The organism is Variovorax sp. GW821-FHT09B05 (assembly GCF_059418265.1).
This window is the reverse complement of record NZ_JBWKPN010000021.1, coordinates 120,307-144,014: the sequence shown is the minus strand read 5'-3', so window position 1 is coordinate 144,014 and position 23,708 is coordinate 120,307. Positions and strand designations below refer to the sequence as shown.

Here is a 23,708-nt window from a genome sequence, read left to right as displayed (position 1 = left end):
GGGTCGCCTTTTCTTTGGTTACTTTCTTTTGGCGAAGCAAAAGAAAGTGACTCGCCCGCCGGGGCGAATTCCCGGCCGACACCCTCAAAAAAACAATCAGAGGAAGACAAAGCTCACTCCCCTCCCCCAAGAAACAGCGCCTCGAACTGCAAATCCATTGGCAGCCCAACGCAAACCATCCGCAGCCCGCTTTCAACAGAAGGATCCCCAATCCACAAAGAGGCCCCTTCCAAAGGCAAAGCCAACGCACCCTCAGAAGACGAAGCATCCGCAACGGCAGCATCAAACAACCGACCCAACGCAGCATCAAACCGAGCCGCATCCAGATCCAGCTCCAACCCTTCCAAAGCAGCCTGCGTAGCCACCCCCCACCACCGCAAGGCAGCCACCAACGCAGCCCCCTCGAGCTCAGAGAGCAGCGGGTCTTCCAACTCCACAGCCACGGTGAAAGGAAAGTACCGCCCCACCCCATCGACCGATGGCATCAACACCCCGATCCACCCCCGCTCCCCCGCCACCCGAGGCCCGAGCACGAAGCACCACACCGGCGCCTCGAGGTAGTGCGATGTCCAGTCCGCATGCCGATCCCGCAACCGGGCGAGCCCGCGCTGCAGCCACGCATCCCACACCTCCCGAAACGATTCGGGCAGCCGGCGATGCGCGAAGTCCCCCATCCCCGGCAACTTGCCGAACCATCCCGGCAATTGCGTGGAAGCGAACAACGGGGACGAGGCGAGGTTCACAAGCCCTCCGGGCACGAGAACTCGCGCAGTTCCTTCAGCCGGATCGGGTGCTGCACGCTGTTGGTCGTCACCTCGAAGCGGGTGCGCCGGTTGCCGACCTGGAAGGTGATGAAGAACTTCTCGGGCGCGTCGCCGGCCTCGAGCTGCCCGTCGTCGAGCGTGCGGAACAGCGCCCACGGCCCATCGACCGCCGAGCCCGAGCTGCCCGTGGCCGAGGGCGGGCTCACCTGCACGCGCACCTGGTTGCTGCCCTTCGGGCCGGGCCACTGCACCGCCATCGGCACCACGGGGCCGTGCGCGTACTTCACGAGCTGGCCGTCGACGTCGAGGATGAACTGCGTGATGCTCGCGTCCATCTCCACCGGCTTGAAATCGAGCCGCATCGACGGACCGCGCCCGCCGCCGCGGAAGAAGATCTCCTTGATGCGCGCCGCGCGCTCGAACTGCGCCAGCGCCTGCGTGGTGATGGCGCCGCGCTCGGCCACGGGCTTGTAGCGCCACGGCCGCGTGCTGGTGTCGACCAGGGCAGCCAGCCGCTTCTGGAAGAAGTCGTCCATCAGGCCGCCGGCGCCGAACATCTGGCCGAAGTCCTCGGGCAGCACGTCGCGCTTGCTGCTCTGCACGAAGGGATAGCGGCCCGCGATGGCGCGCGCGCAGAACTCGGCCACGGGGCGCAGGTCCTGGCTCAGGTTGCCGCGCTCGGCCACCTGGGCCTGCGTGGCGCCGGTCTGGCTCAGGTTCTCGATCATGCTGCGCACCGGCTCGGGCAGGCGGCCGGCATCGGACTTGAGCTTGCCGGCCACGTCGCCGGGCGGCGGCGAGGTGCGGCCCTTGACCGCGGTGTCGACGGCGTTGAGGTAGACGTAGACCTCGTTGAACAGCTTGAGCGCGTCGTCGATCGGCGCCGGCTGGTTCGGGCCGCCGGCGGTGACGAGGCGGCGCAGCGATTCGAAGCGGTCGTCGACGATGCTCTCGATGCGCTTGCCCGGCGCGACCTGGCGGCCGGGGTCGCCGCCGAACAGGTCTTCCAGGCCCTTGCGCGTGTTGCGCACGGTCTCCGAGGCCTTGCTCACCACGTCCTTGTTGGCGTCGGCGGCGGGGATCAGCGTGGTCTGCTTGACCACGGCGCGCAGGAAGTTCGCGAGCGGCGAATCCACGCCCGAGAGGATGCGCGCGGTCTCGATGTTCTTGTCGAGGCCGGTGACGCGGATCAGCCGCACGTCGGCCAGCAGCGCCTCCCACTGCTTGACGTACTCGGCCAGGTAGAGCCGGCGCACGCGGTCGGTGAGCTCGCCGAGCGCGGCCGCGTCGCGCAGCCGGTCGGCGGTGCTGCGGTCCTGGCCCAGCACCCACGGGTCCTCCTGCGCGAGCAGGCCGGTCAGCACCACCACCTCGTTCTGGAAGCGCTTGTGGTAGCCGTCGTAGGTGAACATGCCGGGCACGCCCTCGGTCAGCGGCTTGCCGCTGATGCGCTCGAACACCAGCGGGCCCGAAGGACCGGTGGCCTGCGCCACGCTGAAGGCCGGGATGTCGCGCGAGGCGCGCTGGCGCTTCAGGCGGCTGAACACGCGCTGCTCGAGCGGATAGCTCGCGAGCACGGCGCGCACGCTGCGCACCAGGTTCTCGTCCACCTTGAGCGGCGAGCGCGGCGGGCCCTGCGCGATCAGCACGTCGAGCTGGTCCTCGAGCTGCTTGCGCTGGTCCTCGGGAATGCCGCGGTCGAGGCTGCGCGACCAGTCGAGCGTGATCCAGGCCTTGAGCGCCTCGGGATCGAAGTGCTCGGGCTGGTAGAGCATCAGGTAGCTCTTGAGCGCCTCGTAGGTGTACTCGAGGTTGTCCTTCTGCGCGGTGCGCAGCTGGTCCTCGAGCCGCTTGGCGATCTGCGGCAGGAAGGCCTCGTTGAGCGCGCGCTGGTGCACCAGCATGGCGGCGGCATCGAGCTTGTCGCCCTGGTAGAGGCCCAGGGTCATGGCCAGCGGCTCGTCGCCCAGGCGGTTCTCGGGCGTGCGCCAGATGTCGCGCAGGTTCTGCAGCACCGGCGCCACCTCGACCAGGTTCTGCACCCGCGCCGGCAACGCGGCCAGGTTCTGCTTGGCCGGCTCGACGCGCGCCTCGACCGACTTCAGGTAGTCCATGTTGCGCAGCGTGCTGTAGCCCCAGGCCGCGAGCAGGCCCACCGTGAGCAGCGTCATCGCGGCCACGGCCGCGAAGCGCAGCGTGTGGCGGCGGCGCTCGAGCTTGACGTCGGCGCCGGCCAGGCGCTGCTCGGGGAACACCACCTCGCGCAGCAGCGTGGTGAGGAAGTAGCTGCGCCCGCTCGACTTCTGCGGCGCGAGCATCGCGCGCTCGATGCCGAAGCTGCGCGACAGGCTGCCCATCACGCGGTCGATCGGGCTGCCTTCCTGCGTGCCGCTGGTGAAGTACACGCCGCGCACCCACGGCGGCTGGGTGAAGCGCGAGCCGGTGAAGACCTGGTCGAGCAGGTCCGACAGCAGCGGGCCGATGGAGCCGAACTGCGCCGGGAAGCCGAAGATCGCGGCACGCCGCGTGCCGTCGGTCTCGCGCTGCATGCGCGCGATCAGGCCGTCGTTGACGCGGTGGTGCAGCAGCGCGAACTCGCGCTGGAACGCGGTCGACAGGCCCTTCTCGTCGACCTGCTGGTTCTCCTCGGGCGGCAGGGTGAAGCCGAACACCTGCGCGCGCTGCTCCTTGCCGAGGTCGTCGAAGTAGTCGGTGAAGCCGTACAGCAGGTCGCTCTTGGTGACCAGCACGTAGACCGGCAGCCGCGTCGTGAGCTTGCCGTCGAGCTCGAGCAGGCGCGCGCGGATCGAGGCCGCGAGCTGCGAGCGCGCCTCCGGGCCCTGGCTCAGCAGGTCGCCGACGCTGACGGTGAGGAACACGCCGTTGAGCGGCCGGCGCGGGCGCACCTTCTTGAGCAGGCCGAGGAAGCCTTCCCACGCGTTCTTGTCCTCCGACTGGTGGCTGTCCTGCGTGGTGTAGCGGCCCGCGGTGTCGATCAGCACGGCCTCGTCGGTGAACCACCAGTCGCAGTTGCGCGTGCCGCCCACGCCGCGGATGGCGCCGGGGCCGAACTTCTCGGCCAGCGGGAACGACAGGCCCGAGTTGACCAGCGCGGTGGTCTTGCCCGCGCCCGGCGCGCCGATGAACACGTACCAGGGCAGGTCGTAGAGGTAGCTGCCGCCCGAGATCGAGAGCCAGTCGCGCCAGCCGGGCTTCTTGCCGGCCGCGTGCAGCTTCATCTGCTTGAGCGTGGCCACGGCCTCGTTGAAGCGCGTGTCGAGGATCTGCTGCTCGCCGGCCACCGGCGTGCCGGCCTTGGCCGCGGGCGCCTTCATCAGGCCGTCGGTCAGGTGCTGGCTGGCGCGGCGCGCGCGCCAGCGACGGTAGATGGCGCGCAGCAGCACCAGCAGCACGATCACGCCGATGACGATGGCGCGGGTGGTCTCGCTCTCGAGCGGCGCCAGCGCGCCGATCTTCACCAGCGGGCCGATCCACCAGATCAGCAGCGCGACGACGATCAGCGCGAGCAGCGTCAGCAGCAGCGGGCTGAACAGGAAGCCGAAGATTTTCTTGATCATTTGGTCGCTCCCGTGGCGGGCGACGGCGCAGGCGGCGCGGCGGCGGACGCCGACGCCAGGCGCTCGGGCTCGGTCAGCAGCACCACCTCGACGCGGCGGTTGCGCGCGCGGTTGGCGGGCGAGTCGTTGGGCGCGACCGGCTCGGCATCGGCCTTGCCGTCGGAACGCATGCGCGCCGGATCGACCAGCGTCGACAGCGCGCCCTTGACGGCGTCGGCGCGCGCGGCCGACAGGTGCCAGTTCGACGGATAGCGCAGCGAGCGGATCGGCTGGTTGTCGGAGTGGCCGGTGATCAGCACCTCGCCCTTGACCTCGGCCAGCGCCTGGCCGATGCGGCGCAGCACCGGCAGCGATTGCGCCATCGGGTCGGCGCTGCCCGAGCTGAAGAAGGAGTCGCCGCGCAGCCGCACCACGCTGCGGTCGGCCTCGTCGGTCACGGTGACCAGGCCCTGCTTGATCTCGGGCTCGAGGAAGCGCGCGAGCCTCGGCGTCTTGGCCGGCGCGGCCGGCGGCGCGATCTGGATGTTGGGCACGCGCAGGCTAGACACGGCCGAGTAGGTCGTGTCGGAGCGGTAGTTGAGCGTGAGCCGCAGGCCGAACCAGGCCAGCGCGAGCAGCAGCGCGAAGCCGGCCGCGAACACCCACAGCGGCAGCGACTCGCGCAGCCGCACCGTGCCCGCGCCCTGCCCGCGCCAGTGCGGCGAGAGCTCGGGCTCGACCGCGGGGCGGTCCTTGGCGATCAGGTCGGCCAGCCGCTGGCGCACCGAGTCGAGCTGCGCGCGGCCGTTGTCGACCACGCGGTAGCGGCCCTCGAAGCCGAGCGCCAGCACGCTGTAGATCAGCTCGAGCAGCTGGCGGTGCGTGGGCACGTCCTGCGCGAGCTTGGCCAGCAGCTGGAACACCTTCTCGCCGCCCCAGGTCTCGTTGTGGAACTGCACCAGCAGGCTCTGCTTGTTCCAGCCGGCCTGCACGCCCCAGGGCGTGTTGGCCACCGCCTCGTCGAGCGCGGTGCACAGCACGTAGCGCGCGGCCAGCACCGATTCGTTGCTCACGCCCGCGCGGCGCGCGTTCTGGTCGAACTGGTTGACGGCCTCGGCGGTCGAGGCGCGCAGCGCCGGCACGTTGGGCGGCTGCACCAGGTTGCGCAGCTTGCCGATCAGCACCAGCAGCTTGCCGGCCGCCGACACCAGCGGATTGAGCAGGCCGAGCTCGCCGAGGTCGGCCACCGGCGTGGGATCGGTGGCGGGAAAGAAAGGCGCCGGCGCGGCCGAGGCCGCCGGCGCATTGGCCGGCGTGCGCGGCTTGGGCTTGATGACCGTGCGCTCGGACTCGAAGGCGGCGAAGGGGTCGGGTGTGGTCATGGTTTTTCCGTCCTGTGCCGATGGCTAGCCACGGATCGCCCAGAACGCGAGGTCGAGGCCCGGGAAGTCGCCCGCGATGTGCATCGCGACGCCGCCCGACTGCTCGAGCTGGCGCCAGAGGTCGCTGTTGCGGGTCTCGAGCTCGAAGTAGTTCGCGCCCGCATGGAACGGGATCTGGCGCGGCGCCACCGGCATCGGCGTCAGCGTGACGCCCGGCAGCGCGAGGTTGACGAGGTCGCGGATGCGCTCGACCGGGCCGATCTTGACCTGCGTCGGGAAGCGCGCGCGCAGTGCCTCGCTGGGCATGTGGGCGTTGACCGCGAGCACGAAGACCGCGTTGCGCTGCAGCTCGACGTCGCTGATCACCGCCACGCGCACGCCATGCTTGCGGTCGTGCAGGTCGATGCGGATCGCCGACTGCTCGAGCACCATCGACAGGCTGCGGCGCAGGTCGTCCATCAGCGGCCGGAAGCTCAGCGCGAGGTCGTCGTGGATGTAGGGGCCGAAGCGCGCCACGCGGCGCGAGTCGCGGAAGCTCGCGAGGTCGCCGGCCAGGCCCAGCGCCTGCTCGAAGAAGCGCTGCGGATGCAGCATCGCGCTCTTCGCGAGATGCGCGAACACCGCCTCGTTGCGGTTCACGGTCTGCAGCAGCATGAAGTCGGCGATCTCGGCCACGCCGCCGGTGCCGCCCTGGGTCATGCGCCCGGCCAGCGCCTCGCCGCGCTGGCGCAGCAGGCCCAGCAGCTCGTCGAGCCAGGCGCGGATCACCGCGTGGCCCGCCACGTCGAGCAGCGGCGGCAGCATCGCGCGCTCGAGCTGCACCTGGTTGTCGACGCGGCGCTCGACCACGCGCGCCACGCCCAGCGTGGTCCAGGCATCGGTGGCCTCGCTGGCGCGCATCAGCCGCGTGTGGAGCTGGCCCAGCTGCAGCATCGCGGTGCGCTCGCCCGCGGTGTTGGAGTCGGGCACGTCGGACTCGAGCACGCGGTGGCGCACCAGCTCCTCGTACTCCTCGGCATCGGCCTCGCGCGCCCCGGCGCGGCGCAGCGGCAGCGCCAGCACCACGGCCTCGTCGCGCATGGTCTGGGGGATGTCGATCGGTTCGGGCAGCGGATCGACCGCCGGCATGTCGAACACCGTGCCGTCGCCGAACACGCCCACCGCGCGCACCAGCGCCAGCTTGCCCAGCGTCAGCGCGGCCTGGTCGATCTCCAGTTCGGCGAAGCCCCAGGCATAGGGCGTGGTGGAGCGCAGCAGCACGTGCCGCGCGTGATCGGCATGTCGTTCGCTCTGCTGCAGGTGCTGGGGCTGCAGCAGCATCCCCTCGCTCCAGACCACTTTTGTTCGCCAACTCATCCGCTCGCACTCCGTCAACGGCAAGGGCTGCCTGTAAGAAGCGGTGAGTTTCCGGCGCGCGAAGTCGTGGGCAAATCCGCCTTAAGGCCTAGCTAACGGCATAGGCGGCGCGCGAGGACGTACGGCGAAGGGAGTAGACGCGGGCCCGATGCGGGCCCGAAAGCGTTGGGGATGGCGCCGCGGAACGGACGCGCGGCCCAAGCGCGTCAGCGCGCGGGCGTGCCGCCGAGCATGCGCACCTGGTCGGCGTAGACCTTCTCGATGCGCTGCAGCCGCTGCTCGCGCGCGGCATCGTTGACCCACTGCGCGGCCATCGCGCGCTGGCGGCCGAGCTGGCGGTCGAGCCGGGCCTGCGGCAGCAGCGCGCTGTCGTCGGCCGCCGCATAGCCGAAGCCGGCGCGCAAGGTCTTGAGCACCTCGCGCTCGGCATCGGCGCGCGGCCCCTTGCCCTGGCCGTAGTTGGTCAGGAAGGACTGCAGCCGGGCCTGGAACTCGGGCGGCCAGCCGCGCCGCACCACCATCGGCGCGCCCGGCGGCGGCTGCGATTCCCACACCACCTGCAGCCGCTCGGCCTCGACCGGGAACTGCTCGCGGAAGCGCTCGAAGTCGGTGCTGTTGTTGGTGGCGACGTCGGCATCGCCATTGGCCACGGCCAGCGCGGTGGCCTGGTGGGTGTCGACGATCTCGCTGCGAAAGCGCGTCTCCATCGCGATGTGGTGGGGCAGGAACAGCTCGCTCTGCGGCACCTGGAAGCCGGTCACCGAGCGGCTGTCGCCGCGCGCGAGCCGCCATGACTCGGGTTTGGCGAGCAGCGCCTCGAGGCTGTTGAAGGGCGGCGCCTTGCGCATCAGCAGCACGGCGCGGTGCTCGGGCATGCCGGGACGGCGCGCGATCTGCGCGATCACCTTCATGCGGCCCTGGGTCACGGCATCGAGCGCCATCTTGGCCGACAGGAAGGCCATGTCGATCTCGTCGCGGCCGATGGCGCGGTCGAGCTCCTCGTACGAGGACACCGAGTAGGCGCTCACCGGCACGCCGATGGAACGGCCGAGGTCGGCCAGCAGCGGCGTCCACAGCGCGCGCGACTCGACCGCGCCGCCCAGCGGCAGCACGCCGAAGCGGATCGCCTTGACGGGCTCCGGCTGCGTGGCCTGCGCGGCCGGCACCGCGGCGCAGGCCGCCACGGCCAGCACCGCCAGCCACGCGGCACGCAGCCAGGCGATCAAGGCGAGACGTCCTTCAGCACGCCGACCTGCTCGGCATAGCCGCTGTCCAGCCGCTGCAGGCGGGCCTGGCGCGCGGCGTCGTTGACCCATTGCGCGGTCTTGGCGTTCTGGGTCGCGAGCTGGTAGGCCAGCTTGGCCGCGGGCAGCAGCGAGCTGTTGTCGGCCGGCACGAAGCCCGCGAGGTCGTGCAGCGACTTCAGCACCACGCGCTCGGCATCGCCGCGCGGCCCCTTGGCGCGACCGTAGGCCACGAGGAAGGCCTGCACGCGCTGGCGCAGCTCGGGTGGATAGTCGCGCCGCATCACGATCTGCGCATGCGGGATCAGCTCCGACTCCCACAGCACCTGCAGCCGGCCGGCCTCGGCCGGGAAGCGCAGCTTGAAGCGCTCGAAGTCGGCCGTGTTGTTGGTGGCGACGTCGGCCTCGTTGTTGGCCACGGCCAGCGCCGTGACCTGGTGCGTGCCCACCACCTCGCTCGCGAAGCGGGTCTCCATGGCGATGTGGTTGGGCAGGAAGAATTGCAGCTGCGGCACGATGAAGCCCGACACCGACTGCTTCTCGCCGCGCGCGAGGCGCCAGCGCTCGGGGTCGGCCAAGAGGCCCGCCAGCGTGTTGAACGGCGGCGCCTTGCGCGCCAGCAGCAGCGCGCGGTAGCCGGGCAGGCCGTCGTGCCGCACCACCTGCGCCACCACCTTCATGCGGCGCTGGCTCACGGCGTCGAGCGCCATCTTGCCCGACAGGAAGGCCATGTCGACGTCGTCGCGCTGGATCGCCTGCTCGAGCGCCTCGTACGAATTGACCGAGAGCACCGCCACCGGCCGGCCGAGCGCGCGGCTGAGCTCGGCCAAAAGCGGATCCCAGTCGCTGCGCGATTCGAAGGCGCCGCCCAGCGGCAGGATGCCGAAGCGCATCGGCGCGGCCTCGGCGCCATGGCCGCCGGCGGCCGTGAAGCCGCCCTTGACGGTCTGGGCCGGCGTGGACTGGGTCGAGGGGGGAATGGTCGAGAGCGAGGGCAGCGAAGGCGGGGCCGGGGTCTGCGCCAGCGCCGCGAACGGCAGCGAGGCACCCAGCAGCGCCGCCGCCAGCCAGCGCGACCAGCGAGGCCGACGGATACCGGTGGGCTCGGAGAGGCCTTGGGAACAGCGCAGGAAAGCCGGCATATTTGGACGGACGAGAGAGGCCGTGACGAACCGGCCGGTCTAACATGGCGAAGCGGACGCCATTAGATATCAACCAGAAGCAGTTTTCGTGATGTTTTTCCCGTCTTCCCTGCCCTGCAAGGCCTCCGTAGGCTCGGCCGCCATGCATTTCCCGCGTCCATGAACTGGAACTTCGCCGTCGTCCGCGGCCTGGCGCGGCTCACCTTCGCGCAGCAGCTGATCCTGCTGGCGATGCTGCCGGCCATGGCGGCGACGCTGGTGGCGATCACGGTGCTCACGCGCCAGCACCTGGACAACCTCACCGAGCTGATGCGCGCCAATGCGCAGACGGTGGCGCTGCAGGTGGCCACGGTGGCGCAGGCGCCGATCGTGCGCATGGACCGGCGCGCGCTGCAGCGCACCGCGCAGTCGGGCACCTACCAGCCGCACGTGCAGCAGGTGCAGATCTGGTCGGACGACGGCGAGATCGTGGCCAACTCCGAGACCATGGACCGCGCGCGCGGCGAGGGCCTGCAGGTGGTGGTGCCGATCGTGGGCGACGACGGCCGCACCAGCGGCAAGGTGATGGTCGAGATCAGCCTCGGCGCGGTGCAGAACGCGCGCCGCTCGGTCTGGCTCAACGTGGTGCTGGTGCTCGGCGCCAGCCTGGTCGGCGTGGGCCTGGCCGGCTGGTGGGCGGCGCGCCGCATCAGCGAGCCGATCCGCGCGCTCGGCAAGGCGGTCGACCGGCTCGGCGCCGGCGAGGCCGCGAGCGTGACGATCGAGGGCACCTCCGAAGTGCAGCACCTGCAGCGCGGCTTCAACGAGGCCGCGCGCGCACTGGCCGAGAGCCACCGGCTGCTGCAGAGCCGCATCACCGAGGCCACGGCCGAGCTGGCGCGCAAGAACCAGCAGCTCGAGGTCGCGAGCCAGGCCAAGACCCGCCTGCTCGCCGCCGCCAGCCACGACCTGCGCCAGCCGCTGCATGCGCTCACGCTGTTTTCCGACGGCCTGGCCAACGGCGAGACCGATCCGCTACGGCTGCAGCGCATCGGCCACATCCGCGAATGCGTGGACTCGCTCGACCGGCTGTTCTCCGAGCTGCTGAACCTCTCGCAGCTCGACGCCGGCGTGCTGCAGCCGCAGTGGGTCGACTTCCCGCTCGACCGGCTGTTCGACGAGATCAGCCGCAACTTCCGCCCGGTGGCCGAGCAGCAGGGGCTGCGGCTGGTGGCGCGCAAGACCGACCTGTGGGTGCGCTGCGACTACGTGATGCTGTCGCGCATCCTCAACAACCTGGTGTCGAACTCGCTGCGCCACACGCTCGAGGGCGGCGTGCTGATCGGTGCGCGCAAGCGCGGCCGCGGCGTGCGCATCGACGTGGTCGACACCGGCGTGGGCATCGCGCAGCAGCACCAGGCGCGGGTGTTCGAGGAGTTCTACCAGGTCGAGCCCTCGGGCCGCCAGGCCTCGCGCGGCACGCGCGGCATGGGCCTGGGCCTGGCCACGGTGCAGCGGCTGGCCGAGCTGCTCAACACGCGCGTGGAGCTGAGCTCGCGCCTCAACAAGGGCACCTGCGTGCGGGTGCTGGTGCGCTCGGCGCCGGCCGCGCTGCCCGCGCCGGCCGTGACCGCGCCGCACGTGCCCGAGAACGACGAGCGCTGCCTCGAGGGCCTGCGCATCCTGGTGATCGACGACGAGCGCACCATCCTCGAAGGCCTGACCGTGGTGCTGTCGAACTGGGGCGCCTCGGTGCTGGCCGCGCAGACCCGTGCCGAGGCGCTCGCCATGGCCGACACCTGGCCCGTGCCGCCCGACGTGGTGGTCAGCGACCTGCTGCTGCAGGGCGGCGACAACGGCCTCGACGTGATCGCCGCGCTCGAGCGTCATCCGCGCGGCATCGGCACCGGCACCGCGCGCCTGCTGGTCACCGGCGAGACCAAGCCCGATCGCCTGCGCGAGGTGCAGAGCGCGGGCATCACCGTGCTCTACAAGCCGGTGTCGCCGCGCGTGCTGCGCCAGGCGATCCTGGCGCAGCGCACGGCCGCGATGCAGGCCGTGCAGGCCTGAGAAGGCGTTCCTGGCAACGGTCTTCGGTGGCGATACGCCATCGGAGATAGGCCAAGCGGCCGTCGGCACGTGAACTTCCTCACAGCCCCGCAGGGTGCGCGCCGCGGGCATAAGCCCTCCGCCTTATCGCGCGAAGCAGGGCCCTTCCGTACATTGAGCCATCGCCCCTTGTGGCAGAAGCCTTCATGTCCGTCGCCGCGAAAACCTCTCCCCCGATCCACTGCACGACCCGGTTGCTGCGCGGTGCCGCCCGCGCGTGGCTGGCCTGCGCCGCGCTGCTGGGCGCCGCGCTGTGCCCGGCCGCCGGCTTCACGGTGCTGATGGGCGACGACCTCGCCGCGCATGCCGAGTTCGTGCAGCAGCTGCGCCAGGGGCTGGACCCCGCGAGCCGCTTCGAGCTGGTGCGGCTCGCGCCCGGTTCGTCCGGCGTGCCCGACACAGCGGCGGTCGAGCCCGGCGACGTCAACGTCGGCGTGCGCACGCGCAGCATGCGGTCCTCGATCTCGAGCGCCGAGGGCGGCTCGCTGACCATGGCGGTGGGCGCGGTGGCCGCGCGCGCCGCCATCGAGCGCCCGGGCCAGGAACCGCTGGTGCTCGCGATGCTGAGCCGGCTCGACTACGAAGGCCTGCGCACCAGCCCCGCGCTGCGCCGCGCCGACCGCCGCGTCGGCGTGCTGCTGCGCGACCCGGCCATGGCCGACCAGCTCGCGCTGGTGGGCGCGGTGCTGCCGGCGCAGCGCCACCGCATCGGCGTGGTCGCCACGCCCGAATCCGAACCGCTGGTGCGCGACCTGCAGCGCGCCGCGCAGGCCCAGCCCGGCGGCGGCTGGGACCTGCAGGTGGAATACGCGCCGGACGCGCGCTCGCTCGCCACCGCGCTGCGTGCCGTGGTGCCGCGCAGCGATGCGCTGATGGTGCTGCCCGACCTGATCGGCGACAACCAGGCCGCCACGCTGTCGGTGCTGCGCGCCGGTGCCGGCGCCGGCCTGCCGGTGTTCGGCGCCAGCGAAGGCCTGGTGCGTTCGGGCGGCCTCGCGGCCGCGGTCTCCACGCCCACGCAGCTCGCGCAGCAGGCGCGGCTGCTGGCGCAGAAGGTCGCGAGCAGCGGCAGCGCGGGCGGCGGCGGCAATCCGCTGGTGGAGGCCGCGACGCCCGCCACCGTGCGCATCAACCCCACCGTCGCGCGCGGGCTCGGGCTGCGGCTGCCCGAGGAACGCGAACTGACGGAGCGCCTCACCGTCACGCGATGAGCGCCACCCGGCCGCCCGAGGGCGCGGACCCCAGCCCGGCCACGGCGCCGGCCGAAGCACCCACGCCGGGCCTGGCCGCCGGCGCGCTGGTGGTGCGCGGCAACCTGCAGCGCGACCTGTTCCGCCTCGGCGTGGTGCCCTGCGTGGCGGTGGCGCTCGCGCTCACCGCCTGGTTCACGCACAACCGGCTGCAGACGCTGGAGGCCGCCTTCGACGCCGAGGGCCAGGCGGTGGCGCGCCAGGTGGCGGCGATGTCCGACCTGAGCCTCTATGCCGGCGACCTGCCCGCGCTGCAGAACGTGGCCAATGCCGCGCTGCGCGGCGGCCAGGTGATGCGCGTGGAGATCAGCAACAGCGCCGGCGTCTACGTGACGGCCGGGCCCAAGGCCGGCTCGCTCGCGCAGCTGCGCATGTTCACCGCGCCGGTCACGCTGCGCGAGGCCTCGCGCGCCAGCGCCTTCGCGCCCGCGGGCTCGACCGCCGCGGGCGAGACGCCGGTCGGCCTGGTCCAGACCTTCCGCGACACCACCGCCTATTCGCGCGAACGCACGCGCTCGCTGCTCGCGGGCATCGGCATCGCGATGGTGGCGCTGCTCGCGGCCTGGGCCTCGGTGCGCCACATGGCGCGCACGGTGGCGCGGCCGCTGCGCCGCGTGTCGCGCACCGTGGCGGCGCTCGAGGCCGGCCATTTCGAGATGCGCTGCGGCGTGGTCGAGGGCGGCTCGCGCGGCACGCACGAGCTGGCCATGCTGGCGCACGACATCGACCGCCTGGCCGAGCGGCTGCAGCACAACCGCCAGGTCAGCGAGGAGCGCGTGCGCGAGGCCACCGCGGTCGCGCTGCAGCGCATGGCCGAGGCCGAGCAGGCCGCGCTGTCGCGCGCGCGCTTCCTGGCCGCGGCCAGCCACGACCTGCGCCAGCCGCTACATGCCATGGGCCTGTTCATCGACGGCCTGCTGCCCGGCGCGAGCGAGGCGCAGCGCCCGGCCGTGCTGCGGCTGCAGGAGAGCACCGAGTTCATGGGCGTGCTGCTCGACGACCTGCTCGAGATCTCGCGGCTCGATGCGCAGGTGCTCACGCCGGCCATCGCCAAGGTCTCGCTGGCCGCGCTGTTCGACCAGCTCGACGCCCAGCATGCGGCCACCGCCACCGAGCTGCGCGTGCGGCTGCGCTGGAGCGACCGCGGCCTCGCGGTGCGCAGCGACGCGGCGCTGCTCAAGCGCATCGTCGGCAACCTCGTGACCAATGCGCTGCGCCATGCGCCCGCGGGCGGCACCGTGCTGGTGGCCGCGCGCCGCGCGCGCAACGGCCCCGACGGCGGGCGCGGCGTGCGCATCGAGGTGCGCGACGACGGCGTGGGCATCGCGCCGATCCACCAGCAGCGCATCTTCGAGGAGTTCTACCAGGTGGCGAACACCGAGCGCGACCGCCGCCGCGGCTTCGGCCTCGGCCTCGCGATCTGCGCGCGCATCGCCACCCTGCTGGGCACGCGCATCGCGCTGCGCTCGGCGCTCGGCGCCGGCAGCACCTTCGCACTGACCCTGCCCGCGGCCAATGCCGCCGACATCGCGCCGCCGCAGCCGGCACCGCCCGCGCCCGCGCCGCTCGCGGGCCTGCGCTGCCTGGTGGTGGACGACGACCCGGCGATCCTCGACGGCAGCCGCGCGCTGCTCGAGCAGTGGGGCTGCCAGGTCGAATGCGTGGCCACCGGCGCCGAGGCGATCGCGCGGCTGGGCACCGGCGACATTCCCTACGACGCCGTGCTGTGCGACCTGCAGCTGCCCGGCGACACCGACGGCATGGACGTGATCGACGCCGCCAAGCGGCTGCAGCCCGAGGCGCTCGCGGTGCTGGTCTCGGGCGCCACCGGGCCCGATGCGCTGCAACGGCTGCGCCACAGCGGCGCGACGCTGTTGACGAAGCCGGTGGCACCGGCGAAGCTTCGGGCGCTGCTGTCGACGCGGCGGCATGCGCAGCCCGCATGAACACGCCCATTGCTCCACCACGATGCTGCCCATCGACGCCCTGAAAGACATCCGCCCCTTCATCGCCACGCCCAGCTACAGCGGCGCGATGACCAGCGACTACGTGCGCAGCCTGCTCGGGCTGGTCAACCTCGCGTGGCGCCACGGCTTCCCGATGCAGACGCGCTTCCTCGACGGCGACAGCCTGATCCCGCGCGCGCGCAACCGGCTGGTGGCCGAGTTCATGGCCGACAGCCGCTGGACCCACCTGTTCTGGATCGATGCCGACATCGGCTTCGAGCCCGAGGCCGCGCTGCGCCTGCTGCTGGCCGGCCGCGCGGTGGTGGCCGGCGCCTATCCGCAGAAGAACGACGGCTGGCCGCGCGCCGGCCTCGCGCAGCCGCTGCCCGCGGGCAGCACGCGCGAGGACTTCGAGGCGCGGCACGCGGTGTTCCCGGTCAACCTCACGGGGCCCGAGGTCGCCGGCCGCATCGATGCCGACGGCTTCGTCGAGGTGCTCGATGCGCCCACCGGCTTCATGCTGATCGAGCGCTCTGTGTTCGAACGGCTCGCGCAGGCCCTGCCCGAGCTGCGCTACACGCCCGACCGCATGGAGGACGAGACGGCCGCGGCCTGGCCGCACCACCGCTTCTTCGATGTCTGGGCCGAGCCCGGCAACGGCCGCTACCTCAGCGAGGACTTCGCCTTCTGCCGCCGCTGGCAATCGATCGGCGGCCAGGTCTTCGTCGACACGCGCTCGCGCCTCACGCACACCGGCACGCGCACCTACCGCGGCGACTACGCGCGCTCGCTCGCGGCCAGCGCCGGGCCGTCGGCCTGACGCAGATCGGCCGGCAAGGTCTCCAGGTCGTAGCCGCGATCGGGCGCGATCTTCTCGAGCCGCAGTCCCGGCCCTTCCTCGGCCAGGTAGTCGTAACCGATGGCCTGCCAGCGGTGCCCGGGATCGAGTTGCCGATAGCGGTCGCGCCGCGCGATGCGGTCCTCGCGCCGGATCATGCGCAGGTGGTAGAGCCGGAAGTAGCTGCGGAACATCCGGCCATGCTGCGCGACCGCATCGGGATACCAGGGCCCGTGCAGCGCGGGCGCCGCGTCGAAGGCGATCTCGCGCGGCAGCCGGAACAGGCACACGCGCGACTTGGCGCCCCAGGGGCCGTCGTCGCGGAAGCGGTCGGGCGCGTCCCAGAGTTCGCGCACCGCGAGCGAGAGGCAACTCAGTGGCGTGTCGGACAGCGAATCGACGATGGCGCCGAGGTGCCGCAGGAACAGGCTCTCGTAGCGCTCGTCGGCATCGCAGACCAGCACCCAGCCCGCGCCATGGCGCTGCGCGCATTCGAGCAGCCGGCGCCTGTTCCGCGTTTCGTTCCAGTCGCCGCCCGGCGAGTTCGACAGCAGTTCGAGCAGCTTGGGCTCGCGTCGCAGGATCCGCGCGGTGTCGTCGGTCGAGCCGTCGTCGAGCGCGATGAAGCCGTCGACATGGTCGCGCAGGTGGTCGAGGCAGCCCTCGAGCAGCCGCGCCTCGTTGCGCAGCTGCAGCAGGCAGACGATGCGCAGCCTCGAGGCCAGCGGCTTCGGCGGCTCGGCGCTGCAGCGCGGGCAGAAGTAGTGCGGCGCCGGCTCGTGATGCAGCATGCGCGCGCAGAGTTCGCACTGGCGGCGCGAGCCCATCGCGAACACGGGCGCGGAATGCCCCCACGCGGGCACGGCCCCGGCATCGGCCGGTGCCGGATCGTCGCGGGCGATGCGCGCGAAGTCGCGCCCCCAGTCCTCGCCGTTCGCACGCGCCTGCGCGGGCGTGCACTTGCGCCAGTCGTTGTCGGGATCGAACTGCTCGGCACCGTCGCGCGTCTCGAACGACAGGTGCAGCAGCTTCAGTTCGGCGCACGCCGAAAGCCGCCAGCCCGCCATCTCGAGCCGCACGCGGAAATCGTCGTCGTCGCCGCCCCAGCCGGCGAAGGACTCGTCGTAGCCGCCGACCGCCTCGAAGGCCTCGCGCGGGCCGCACAACGAGCCATAGAAGGTGCGCAGGAACAGCGCCTCGGGCACCTGGCGCGCGAACAGCGGAGCCAGCGGTCCGTCGATCGCGTCGAAGCGCGCGAAGCCCACGCGGCCCAGCACCACGCCGCGCTCGACCGACAGCGCGGCCTGCAGCGCCAGCGCGGGCCCGTCGTCCACATAGGCCGACTCGGGCGAATGCACGAGCACGAAGCGGCCACGCGCATGGCGCACGCCGACGTTGATGGCGCGGCAGGGCGGGCGCCAGCCATGTGGCCGGTCGTTGACGACCACGCGCCAGCACACCGTCTCGAAGCGCGCGAGCAGTTGCAGCAGGCCCTGTTCCTCGGCCGGTTCGTCGAGCGCGATCACGACCTCGATGCCGGGGCGCGACCAGTACGGCGCGTTGAGCGCGGCCACGCGTTCGAACTCGGCGAGCTTGCGATAGAACGGCAGCACCACGCTGAGCATCATGCGGTCCGCCCTCCGGAAATCGGCGCGATGGCGCGAGACAAGGGAGACAATGGCGGGACCTGCTTCATCCCCGCATCATGAACGGTTGCTTCATCAATCTGCAACGCAGTGGCGATCGCCGCACGGCGATGGAAGCGCAGCTGCGCGCGCTCGGCATCGAGGGCGTGGCGCGCTTCGAGGCAATCGACGCGGCCACGCTGCCAGTGCCGGGCCCCGATGCCGCGATCAGTGCCGGCGAGCGCGCCTGCTTTCTCTCGCACGCGCGCGCGCTCGAGGGCGCGCCGCCCGACGGCTTCTTCATGGTGCTCGAGGATGACGCATTGCTGAGCCGCGCGCTGCCGCCACTGCTGCGACCCGAGGCGCTCGCGCAGCTGGCCGACTGGGACCTGGTGTTCCTCGAATGCCTGCCCTACACCTCGGCCCCCGGCCTGCTCGCGCTGTGGCAGGCGCTGAAGAAGCAGCTGCCCGCCGATCCCGCCGCGCCGCGCGATGCGATCGCCGGCATCGAGGTGCTCGATGCGCGCGGTCTCTACAACTGGGGCGCGGTCGCCTACCTCGCCACGCCGAAGGGCTTGCGCGCCTTGCCGCCGCTGCTGCGCGAGGCGCTGGCCGAGGGCCCCGCGCAGGCCTTCGACATGGCCTTGAACCGCTGGGTGGCCGAGGGCCGCCTGCGCGCCGCGGTGCTCGCGCCCTTCCTCGCCACGCCGCGGCTCGAGAGCCATGCGCACAGCACCATCGACGACCGGCCGCGCGCGGCGGAGAACGACGCGCTCGGCGGCGCGCTGCGGCGGCTGTTCTTCGCCGGTCCGATCGACGGGCTCGAGGCCCATGTGGCCGGCTACCGCCACGCGGCGCTGACCGACGACCCGCAGCTGCGGCTGCTGGCCGACCTGATGGCGCAGCTGTTCGTCATCACGGCGCGCCCGACGCGCTGACCCTAGAAGTCGGCGCAGCCGTTGCGCCGCTCGGTGTTCACGCAGCTCAGCAGGTTCGGCCGCGAACGCACGCGCGACCATTCGCGCGCCAGCACGTCGCCGCCCTGCGCCGCGCGGTCGCCGTCCAGCGGCCCGGTCGCCACGCAGATCGGCGCCTGGCCGATGTTGCGGTCGTAGAGGTAGGTCGAGGGCTGGTCGCGCACCACGTCCACCGAGGGCAGCTCGGGCCGCTCGAAGAACACGAAGGGCGGCGGGGGTGGCGGCGCCACCGGCGGCGGTGGGGGCGCGGGCGGTGGCGGCGGTCCCGGATCGACGCGCAGGTTGCCCGGCACCACCTGCACCGCATAGCCGGCCGCCGAGGCGAAGGCGCCATCGATCGGGTAGTTGCCCGGCGGGCTCGCGGTGTTCGCGCTGGTGCCCGGCGTGCCGCTGAAGCTCGAGGCGTTGTCGCCGAGGATCAGCCCGCTGACGCTGTAGGTGAAGCTGGGGTTGGGCGCGCCCTCCTGGCGCGCGGCATTGCCCACGGTCACGATCGCGGTCGGCTGCTGCGCGTAGATGAAGTGGTTGTCGGTGGCCGGCACCGTCACCGTGCACAGGCCCAGGTAGGCGCAGTGGTAGAGGTTGGGCAGCGGGCCCGAGCCCGCGAGGCCGCCGCGCGTCTCGCCGATCCAGGTGTCGGCCCAGACGCGCCAGGTGCCGGCGCCGATGGTGAAGGCACCGGGGTTCTGGAAGCGCGCCGCCGCCACCAGGTCGGCGCTGGTGCTCGCATTGACGTTGGTGCCCAGCGTGAGGTCGCCCGCGAGCGTGCGCACGAACACGGTGCCGGCCGACATCGATGGGGTCGCCGTGGGCGCGAGCTGGTTGGTCGCCGCGTTGAAGCCGTTGACGCTCAGCGTCCCGATGGTCACCGCGTTCGCATCGACGTAGGCGAAGCCGCCCTCGGCGCCGCCGCTCACGGTGGCGACGTTGTTCGCGGGGTTCTGCAGGTCCACGCTCGCGCCGCTCGAGCGCGCGAGCAGCCCGGTGGCGGTGATCGCGCCCGCGGCCGACTGCGTGATGCGCCCGTCGGACAGCAGGCCCAGCTGCGAGGCGCTGACCGTGCCGTTGACCGCGATGTTGCCGCCCGCGTCGTTCTGCAGGGTGAGCGCGCCCGGCGTGGCGATGGCGCCGGCCACCGTGATGTCGGCCGCATGGGTGGCGCTGCCCGCCACGATGGTGGGTGCACTGAGGCGCGCGAACTCGGCGCTCGAGACCGAGTAGCCGCCGGTGCCCGCGCCGCCGAGCACGATCGGCGCATTGGTGCTGTCCGACACTGCGAAGTTGGCGTCCATGCCGCCGGGCCGCAGGTTGATCGCGTTGGCCGCGCTGACCGGCGTGCCGATCACGATCGCGTCGGTGCTGCCGTCGTTGACCGCGCGCAGCACCACGTTGCGGCTGCCCTGCACCACGGGCGCCGTGCCGGGCAGGCTCGGCGAGCCGCCGGCCTCGATCGAGACGCCGGTGCCGCCGTTCTGCGAACGGCCCGTGATCTCGATGTCGCCGCCGCCGGTGGTGACGATGCGCGCGCCGTTCTCCAGCCGCACGCCCGAATCGGGCGTGGCCGCGGGCACCGTGGTGTCGTTGTTGAAGTTGTAGCCGCGCAGCGCGATGTTGCCGCTGCCGGTGGTGATGCTGCTGCCGCCGTTGACCAGCACGCCGTGCGCCGCCGCGAAGGTCGACGAGGCCTGGCGCCGCGCCACGCCCTGCACCGTGACGTTGCCGGTGGTGGTCGAGATGGTCGAGGGCGTGCGGCCGTCGGTGATGACCACGCCGCTGTTCCAGTCGGCCGAGCTGCCGCGGATGTCGACGTTGCCGGTCGACGTCGCGATCTGCGCGCCCGCCAGCGTCACGTTGCCGCCGGCGATCTGCACCGCGCCGCCCGCGCCGGCATCGGTCTGGCCCACGCGGGTGTCGATCTGGCTGTCGACCAGCGTGACGTAGCCGGTGGGTGCGCCGGGCTGGCCGCTGTAGAGCGTGACCGCGCCGCCATCGGTCTGCACCGAGGCGCCATTCATCTGGATGAAGCCGCTGGTGGGGCTGCCGTCGCCGCGCGCGTTCATCGTGACGCTGCCGCCGCGCGTGGCGATGGTGCCGTTGTAGTTGATCGAGCCGTTGCTGCCGGAAGGCGTGCCGTCGGGATTGACGCCCGCGTTGAACAGCACGGTGAGCGGACCGCCCTTGCCCGACGAACGGATCACCGTGCCCAGGCCGCCCTGGATGCTGTTGCCCGAGGCCAGCTCGAAGCTCAGCGGACCGAAGGCGGCGGTGTAGTCGATCAGCACGTTGTTCGCGAGCGAGATGCTGCCCGCGCCGGGCCCGCCGGTGCCGGTGGTGATCTTCACGCTCGCGCCGCCGTTGAGCGCGGCATTGATGTCGCCGTCCTGGATGGTCGAGGTGGCGACCGCGTCGAAGGGATTGGTCGGCAGCGTGCCGGCCGCCGCGCCATTGACGATCGAGACCGCATAGGGATCGATCAGCCACTGCCCCGCGGTGCCGGCCGGCGCGCCCGCGTTGACGCGGATGCCGGTCAGGTCGAGCTGCGTGCCCGAGGTCTCGATGAAGCCGCCGTTGCCGCCCGTGCTGCCGCCGCGCGCCGACAGCGTGCCGTGCGCGCGCAGGCCGTTGCCCGCGAGCAGCCGGATGTTGCCGCCGTTGCCGCTGGCCGAGGCGCTGTCCGCGAGCAAGCCCATGCCCGAGGCCAGCGCGAGCATGCCGCCGGTCTTGTCGCTCACCGTCGATTCGAAGCGGATGTCGCCGCCGGTGCCCGCGCCGCTCGCGTCGGCCAGCGTGCCGGTGGCGCCCGCGAGGCCGCCGCCGTAGATGTTGCGGCCGGTGACGGCAATGGAGCCGCCGGCCACGGTGCCGCTCGCGGTGCTCAGCAGCGCATCGGGCTGGGCGCCGCGCTGCAGCAGCACGTCGCCGTTGCCACCGACGATGTTGATCTGGCCGCCCTCGGCACGCAGGCCCTGGCCGGCGCCGCTGGCACGGATCCACACCGCCGCGGGCGTGACGCCTTCGTCGATGCCGGCCGGCGGCGGGGTCGGCACGCCGTTGAAGTCGTAGGTCACGCCCGCGCTGCCGGCGGTGCCGACGATGTCGATGCGCCGGCCCTGGCCGGCCGTGATGCCGGTATCGCCGATCAGCACGCCATGCGAGGCATTGATGGTGGCCGAGGCCGAGAGCTTGGCGAATTCGTCGGTGCCCAGCAGCGTTCCGAGGTCGGCGCCCTGGCCTTCCACGCGCACGTTGCCGCCGGTGGCGATGTCGACGCCGTTGGCCTGCACGCCCGCGCCCGCGACGTTGAAGCGCAGCCGCCCCACGGCATCGCCGGTGATCCATCCGCGCGTGCTGCCGCGCAGCACGATGTCCCCGCCGGTGGAGGCGATGCGGCTGCGAGGGCCCGGGACGCTGCCGGCCTCGCGCCCGATCTCCACGCCCTTGGCGGCCAGCCCGCCGACGCCGTCGACGGTGATGGCGCCGCTGCCGGTGATCAGCTCGGAGCTGGAGATCAGCACGCCCGAGCTGCCGTTGAGCGTGGAACTCGAAAACAGCGTGCGGCCCTCGCCGCGCAGGTTGATGACGCCGCCCTGGGCGCAGCTGGCGGCATCGACGCCGCAGGTCGAGATGCGGCTGTTGCGCAACTCGATGCCGGCGCCCACGCCCGAATCGCCGAACTCGGAGGCATAGCCGATGGCGCGGCCGTTGGCAGCATCGCCCTGCCCGTAGAAGCGCACGTTGCCGCCGTTGGTCTCGATGCGCGCGTTCGTCATCTGGATCTGGGCGGCACCCTCGCCTTCGGAGGTCACGATCGGGGTGTTGCCGGCGCCCGGCACCGTGCCGTTGGCATCGACATTGAAGTCCACGTTCAACGCGCCGCTCGTCGACTGGAGGGTCGAACGGTCGAGCATCGCGATGCCGGTGGCCGAGTCCACGCGCAGCGAGGCATTGCCGCCCTCGCTCTTGACCACCTGGGCCGCGGTGTCGAACAGCACGCCGAAGCGCTCCTGCCCGCCCTCGGCATTGGCTGCGTTGCTCGCGAGCGTGACGTCGGTGCCCTGGCCGAGCGCGCGGCCCAGCGCCTGCGAGCTGATCGGGCTCGAGGCCATGCCGCCGGCGCTGGGAAAGCTGCCGGGGTCGTAGTTCGGCGCCTCGGGCGTCACCACGATCTGCTTGTTGGAATTCAGCGTCCACTTGCCGTTGGCGCCACCGTTCGCACCGCCCGCGGCCGACAGCGCGAGGTCGTTGCCGACCTGGATCGCATCGGCGCTGGTGGTGATGTTGCCGCCCGCGCCCGAGCCCGCTCCCTTGGCCGACAGCGTGCCCGACAGGTGCAGGCCGAGCCGGGTGGCCGGCGGCGCCTCGCTGCCGGTGCCCGGCAGCGAGGCGTAGCTGGCTTGCTCGATGCGGATCTCGCCGCCCGCGGCATTGCCGGTGCGGCCATCGGCACGCACCACGGCACCCGATCCCAGCAGCGCGGCGGGCGGCGCCGATGCGATCGACAACCCGCTCAGCGCCTTGAGTTGCACCGAACCACCGCCTGCATCGCCGCTCGCGTCGACCAGCGCGCCATCCATCACGCGCACATTGCCCGCGGCCACCGAGATGCGGCCACCGACCGCCGTGCCGGTGGAGGTCGCGTCGAGCGTGCCGCCCACGCGCACCTCGTTGTCGGCGCCGCCGCCGAGCACGATCTCGCCGTTCTTCGTGCCGAGCGAACGCGCGCGCACCACGCCGGCCTGGTTCACCACCAGCTCGCCGAGGGTGGTCGACTGGCCCACCATCACGACCTTGCCGCCGTCGGCCTGCACGGTGCCCGTGTTGCCGACCGAGGCATTGGTCGCCATCGAGTCGGATGCGATCGCGATGTTGGTGAGGCCGTCGCCCGCGAGGTCGAAGGTGATCTTGCGGCCCGAGACCAGCGCCACGGTCTGGCCGTCGGCCGTGATGGTGCCGGTGTTGCTCACGCCCGCGCCCATCAGCACCACGGGGCCGCCGGTGGCCGTGATGCCGCCTTCGTTCACCACCGTCTTGGCATTGGCGTTCAGCCGCTCGAAGCTGAAGTTGGTCGTGCCACCGAGGAAGTTCGCGTCGCTGGTGGTCAGGCCCAGCGTCGAGGCCACGAGGCCGCCGACATTGACGCTGGCACCGGAGCCGAACATCACGCCGTTGGGGTTGATGAGGAACACGCGGCCGTTGGCATTGAGCTGGCCCGCGATGGTCGAGAGCTCGTTGCCGGTGACGCGGTTGAGCAAAATCGCCGAGGCGTTGGGCTGCTGGATGTTGACGATGTTCTTGGCGCCGATCGAGAACGTGGTCCAGTTGACGATGCCGCGCTGGCTGCCCTGCACGATGCTCATGATGTTGCCGGCCTGGGTCATCGAGACCATGTTGCCCGGCAGCGCCGAGGGCAGGAAGCCCGTGGGCAGCACCTGCGCCATCGCGGGCACGGCGCCCGCGCAGAGCAGCGAGAACGCGACCGGCCGCAGCCGCAGGCGGCGCGCGGTGGCGCGAAGAAGAGGAGACGTGCGTTGCTTCATGG

At 72.0% G+C, this 23,708-nt stretch carries 13 protein-coding genes; 5 read left to right on the top strand and 8 right to left on the bottom strand.

The features are described from left to right. Window positions 1-113: 113 nt before the first annotated feature. From tagF to phnD, 6 genes are all read right to left on the bottom strand, one after another. Window positions 114-722, bottom strand: a complete 609-nt coding sequence (gene tagF, locus AC07RM_RS36445) for a type VI secretion system-associated protein TagF (RefSeq protein WP_495337591.1) — start codon at window positions 720-722, stop codon at window positions 114-116. Window positions 723-739: 17 nt separating this feature from the next. After that, the gene (gene tssM / locus AC07RM_RS36440) at window positions 740-4,342 is read right to left on the bottom strand and encodes a type VI secretion system membrane subunit TssM (RefSeq protein WP_296787457.1); all 3,603 of its coding nucleotides are present in this window, start codon (window positions 4,340-4,342) and stop codon (window positions 740-742) included. Then, window positions 4,339-5,703, bottom strand: a complete 1,365-nt coding sequence (locus tag AC07RM_RS36435) for a DotU family type VI secretion system protein (protein ID WP_495337590.1) — start codon at window positions 5,701-5,703, stop codon at window positions 4,339-4,341. The genes tssM and AC07RM_RS36435 overlap by 4 nt, the downstream gene beginning before the upstream one ends. A 24-nt stretch (window positions 5,704-5,727) precedes the next feature. Beyond that, window positions 5,728-7,059: a type VI secretion system baseplate subunit TssK gene (gene tssK, locus AC07RM_RS36430; RefSeq protein WP_093350799.1), complete on the bottom strand. Its 1,332-nt coding sequence runs from the start codon at window positions 7,057-7,059 to the stop codon at window positions 5,728-5,730. 206 nt (window positions 7,060-7,265) lie between these two features. After that, complete coding sequence (locus AC07RM_RS36425; protein WP_398497169.1) at window positions 7,266-8,285, bottom strand: phosphate/phosphite/phosphonate ABC transporter substrate-binding protein; 1,020 nt, start codon at window positions 8,283-8,285, stop codon at window positions 7,266-7,268. Then, window positions 8,282-9,445 carry a phosphate/phosphite/phosphonate ABC transporter substrate-binding protein gene (gene phnD / locus AC07RM_RS36420; RefSeq protein ID WP_256222851.1) on the bottom strand — a complete coding sequence of 388 codons (1,164 nt, stop codon included), beginning with the start codon at window positions 9,443-9,445 and terminating at the stop codon, window positions 8,282-8,284. The genes AC07RM_RS36425 and phnD overlap by 4 nt, the downstream gene beginning before the upstream one ends. 159 nt (window positions 9,446-9,604) lie before the next feature. On the opposite strand from phnD, the gene AC07RM_RS36415 reads away from it, so the two are divergent. The 4 genes from AC07RM_RS36415 to AC07RM_RS36400 all read left to right on the top strand — a co-directional run bounded on the left by AC07RM_RS36415 (window position 9,605) and on the right by AC07RM_RS36400 (window position 15,549). Further along, the gene (locus AC07RM_RS36415; protein WP_398499025.1) at window positions 9,605-11,494 is read left to right on the top strand and encodes an ATP-binding response regulator; all 1,890 of its coding nucleotides are present in this window, start codon (window positions 9,605-9,607) and stop codon (window positions 11,492-11,494) included. Window positions 11,495-11,679: 185 nt separating this feature from the next. Beyond that, complete coding sequence (locus AC07RM_RS36410; RefSeq protein WP_495337589.1) at window positions 11,680-12,744, top strand: ABC transporter substrate binding protein; 1,065 nt, start codon at window positions 11,680-11,682, stop codon at window positions 12,742-12,744. Further along, entirely contained in the window at window positions 12,741-14,729 is a 1,989-nt protein-coding gene (locus AC07RM_RS36405; RefSeq protein WP_093350789.1) for a hybrid sensor histidine kinase/response regulator, read from the top strand. Before AC07RM_RS36410 ends, AC07RM_RS36405 begins: the two co-directional genes overlap by 4 nt. Before the next feature lie 22 nt (window positions 14,730-14,751). Then, the gene (locus AC07RM_RS36400; RefSeq protein ID WP_495337588.1) at window positions 14,752-15,549 is read left to right on the top strand and encodes a hypothetical protein; all 798 of its coding nucleotides are present in this window, start codon (window positions 14,752-14,754) and stop codon (window positions 15,547-15,549) included. On the opposite strand, the gene AC07RM_RS36395 is transcribed toward AC07RM_RS36400, so the two are convergent. Beyond that, a complete protein-coding gene (locus AC07RM_RS36395; protein WP_495337587.1) occupies window positions 15,507-17,195 on the bottom strand; it encodes a glycosyltransferase family 2 protein in 1,689 nt (562 codons plus the stop codon). The genes AC07RM_RS36400 and AC07RM_RS36395 overlap by 43 nt on opposite strands. Window positions 17,196-17,272: 77 nt before the next feature. Here AC07RM_RS36395 and AC07RM_RS36390 point away from each other — a divergent pair, with 77 nt between their 5' ends. Further along, the gene (locus AC07RM_RS36390) at window positions 17,273-18,130 is read left to right on the top strand and encodes a glycosyltransferase family 25 protein (protein ID WP_495337586.1); all 858 of its coding nucleotides are present in this window, start codon (window positions 17,273-17,275) and stop codon (window positions 18,128-18,130) included. A gap of 2 nt (window positions 18,131-18,132) precedes the next feature. Here AC07RM_RS36390 and AC07RM_RS36385 read toward each other — a convergent pair whose 3' ends face one another. After that, entirely contained in the window at window positions 18,133-23,706 is a 5,574-nt protein-coding gene (locus AC07RM_RS36385) for a two-partner secretion domain-containing protein (RefSeq protein WP_495337585.1), read from the bottom strand. Window positions 23,707-23,708 lie beyond the last annotated feature (2 nt).

What these genes read in the sequence shown, in the direction of transcription:
- phnD (WP_256222851.1), bottom strand. Translation starts at nt 9,445, where the DNA reads ATGCCGGCTTTCCTGCGCTGTTCCCAAGGCCTCTCCGAGCCCACCGGT.
- AC07RM_RS36385 (WP_495337585.1), bottom strand. Translation starts at nt 23,706, where the DNA reads ATGAAGCAACGCACGTCTCCTCTTCTTCGCGCCACCGCGCGCCGCCTG.
- AC07RM_RS36395 (WP_495337587.1), bottom strand. Translation starts at nt 17,195, where the DNA reads ATGATGCTCAGCGTGGTGCTGCCGTTCTATCGCAAGCTCGCCGAGTTC.
- tssK (WP_093350799.1), bottom strand. Translation starts at nt 7,059, where the DNA reads ATGAGTTGGCGAACAAAAGTGGTCTGGAGCGAGGGGATGCTGCTGCAG.
- AC07RM_RS36400 (WP_495337588.1), top strand. Translation starts at nt 14,752, where the DNA reads ATGCTGCCCATCGACGCCCTGAAAGACATCCGCCCCTTCATCGCCACG.
- AC07RM_RS36405 (WP_093350789.1), top strand. Translation starts at nt 12,741, where the DNA reads ATGAGCGCCACCCGGCCGCCCGAGGGCGCGGACCCCAGCCCGGCCACG.
- AC07RM_RS36410 (WP_495337589.1), top strand. Translation starts at nt 11,680, where the DNA reads ATGTCCGTCGCCGCGAAAACCTCTCCCCCGATCCACTGCACGACCCGG.
- AC07RM_RS36390 (WP_495337586.1), top strand. Translation starts at nt 17,273, where the DNA reads ATGAACGGTTGCTTCATCAATCTGCAACGCAGTGGCGATCGCCGCACG.
- AC07RM_RS36415 (WP_398499025.1), top strand. Translation starts at nt 9,605, where the DNA reads ATGAACTGGAACTTCGCCGTCGTCCGCGGCCTGGCGCGGCTCACCTTC.
- tssM (WP_296787457.1), bottom strand. Translation starts at nt 4,342, where the DNA reads ATGATCAAGAAAATCTTCGGCTTCCTGTTCAGCCCGCTGCTGCTGACG.
- AC07RM_RS36435 (WP_495337590.1), bottom strand. Translation starts at nt 5,703, where the DNA reads ATGACCACACCCGACCCCTTCGCCGCCTTCGAGTCCGAGCGCACGGTC.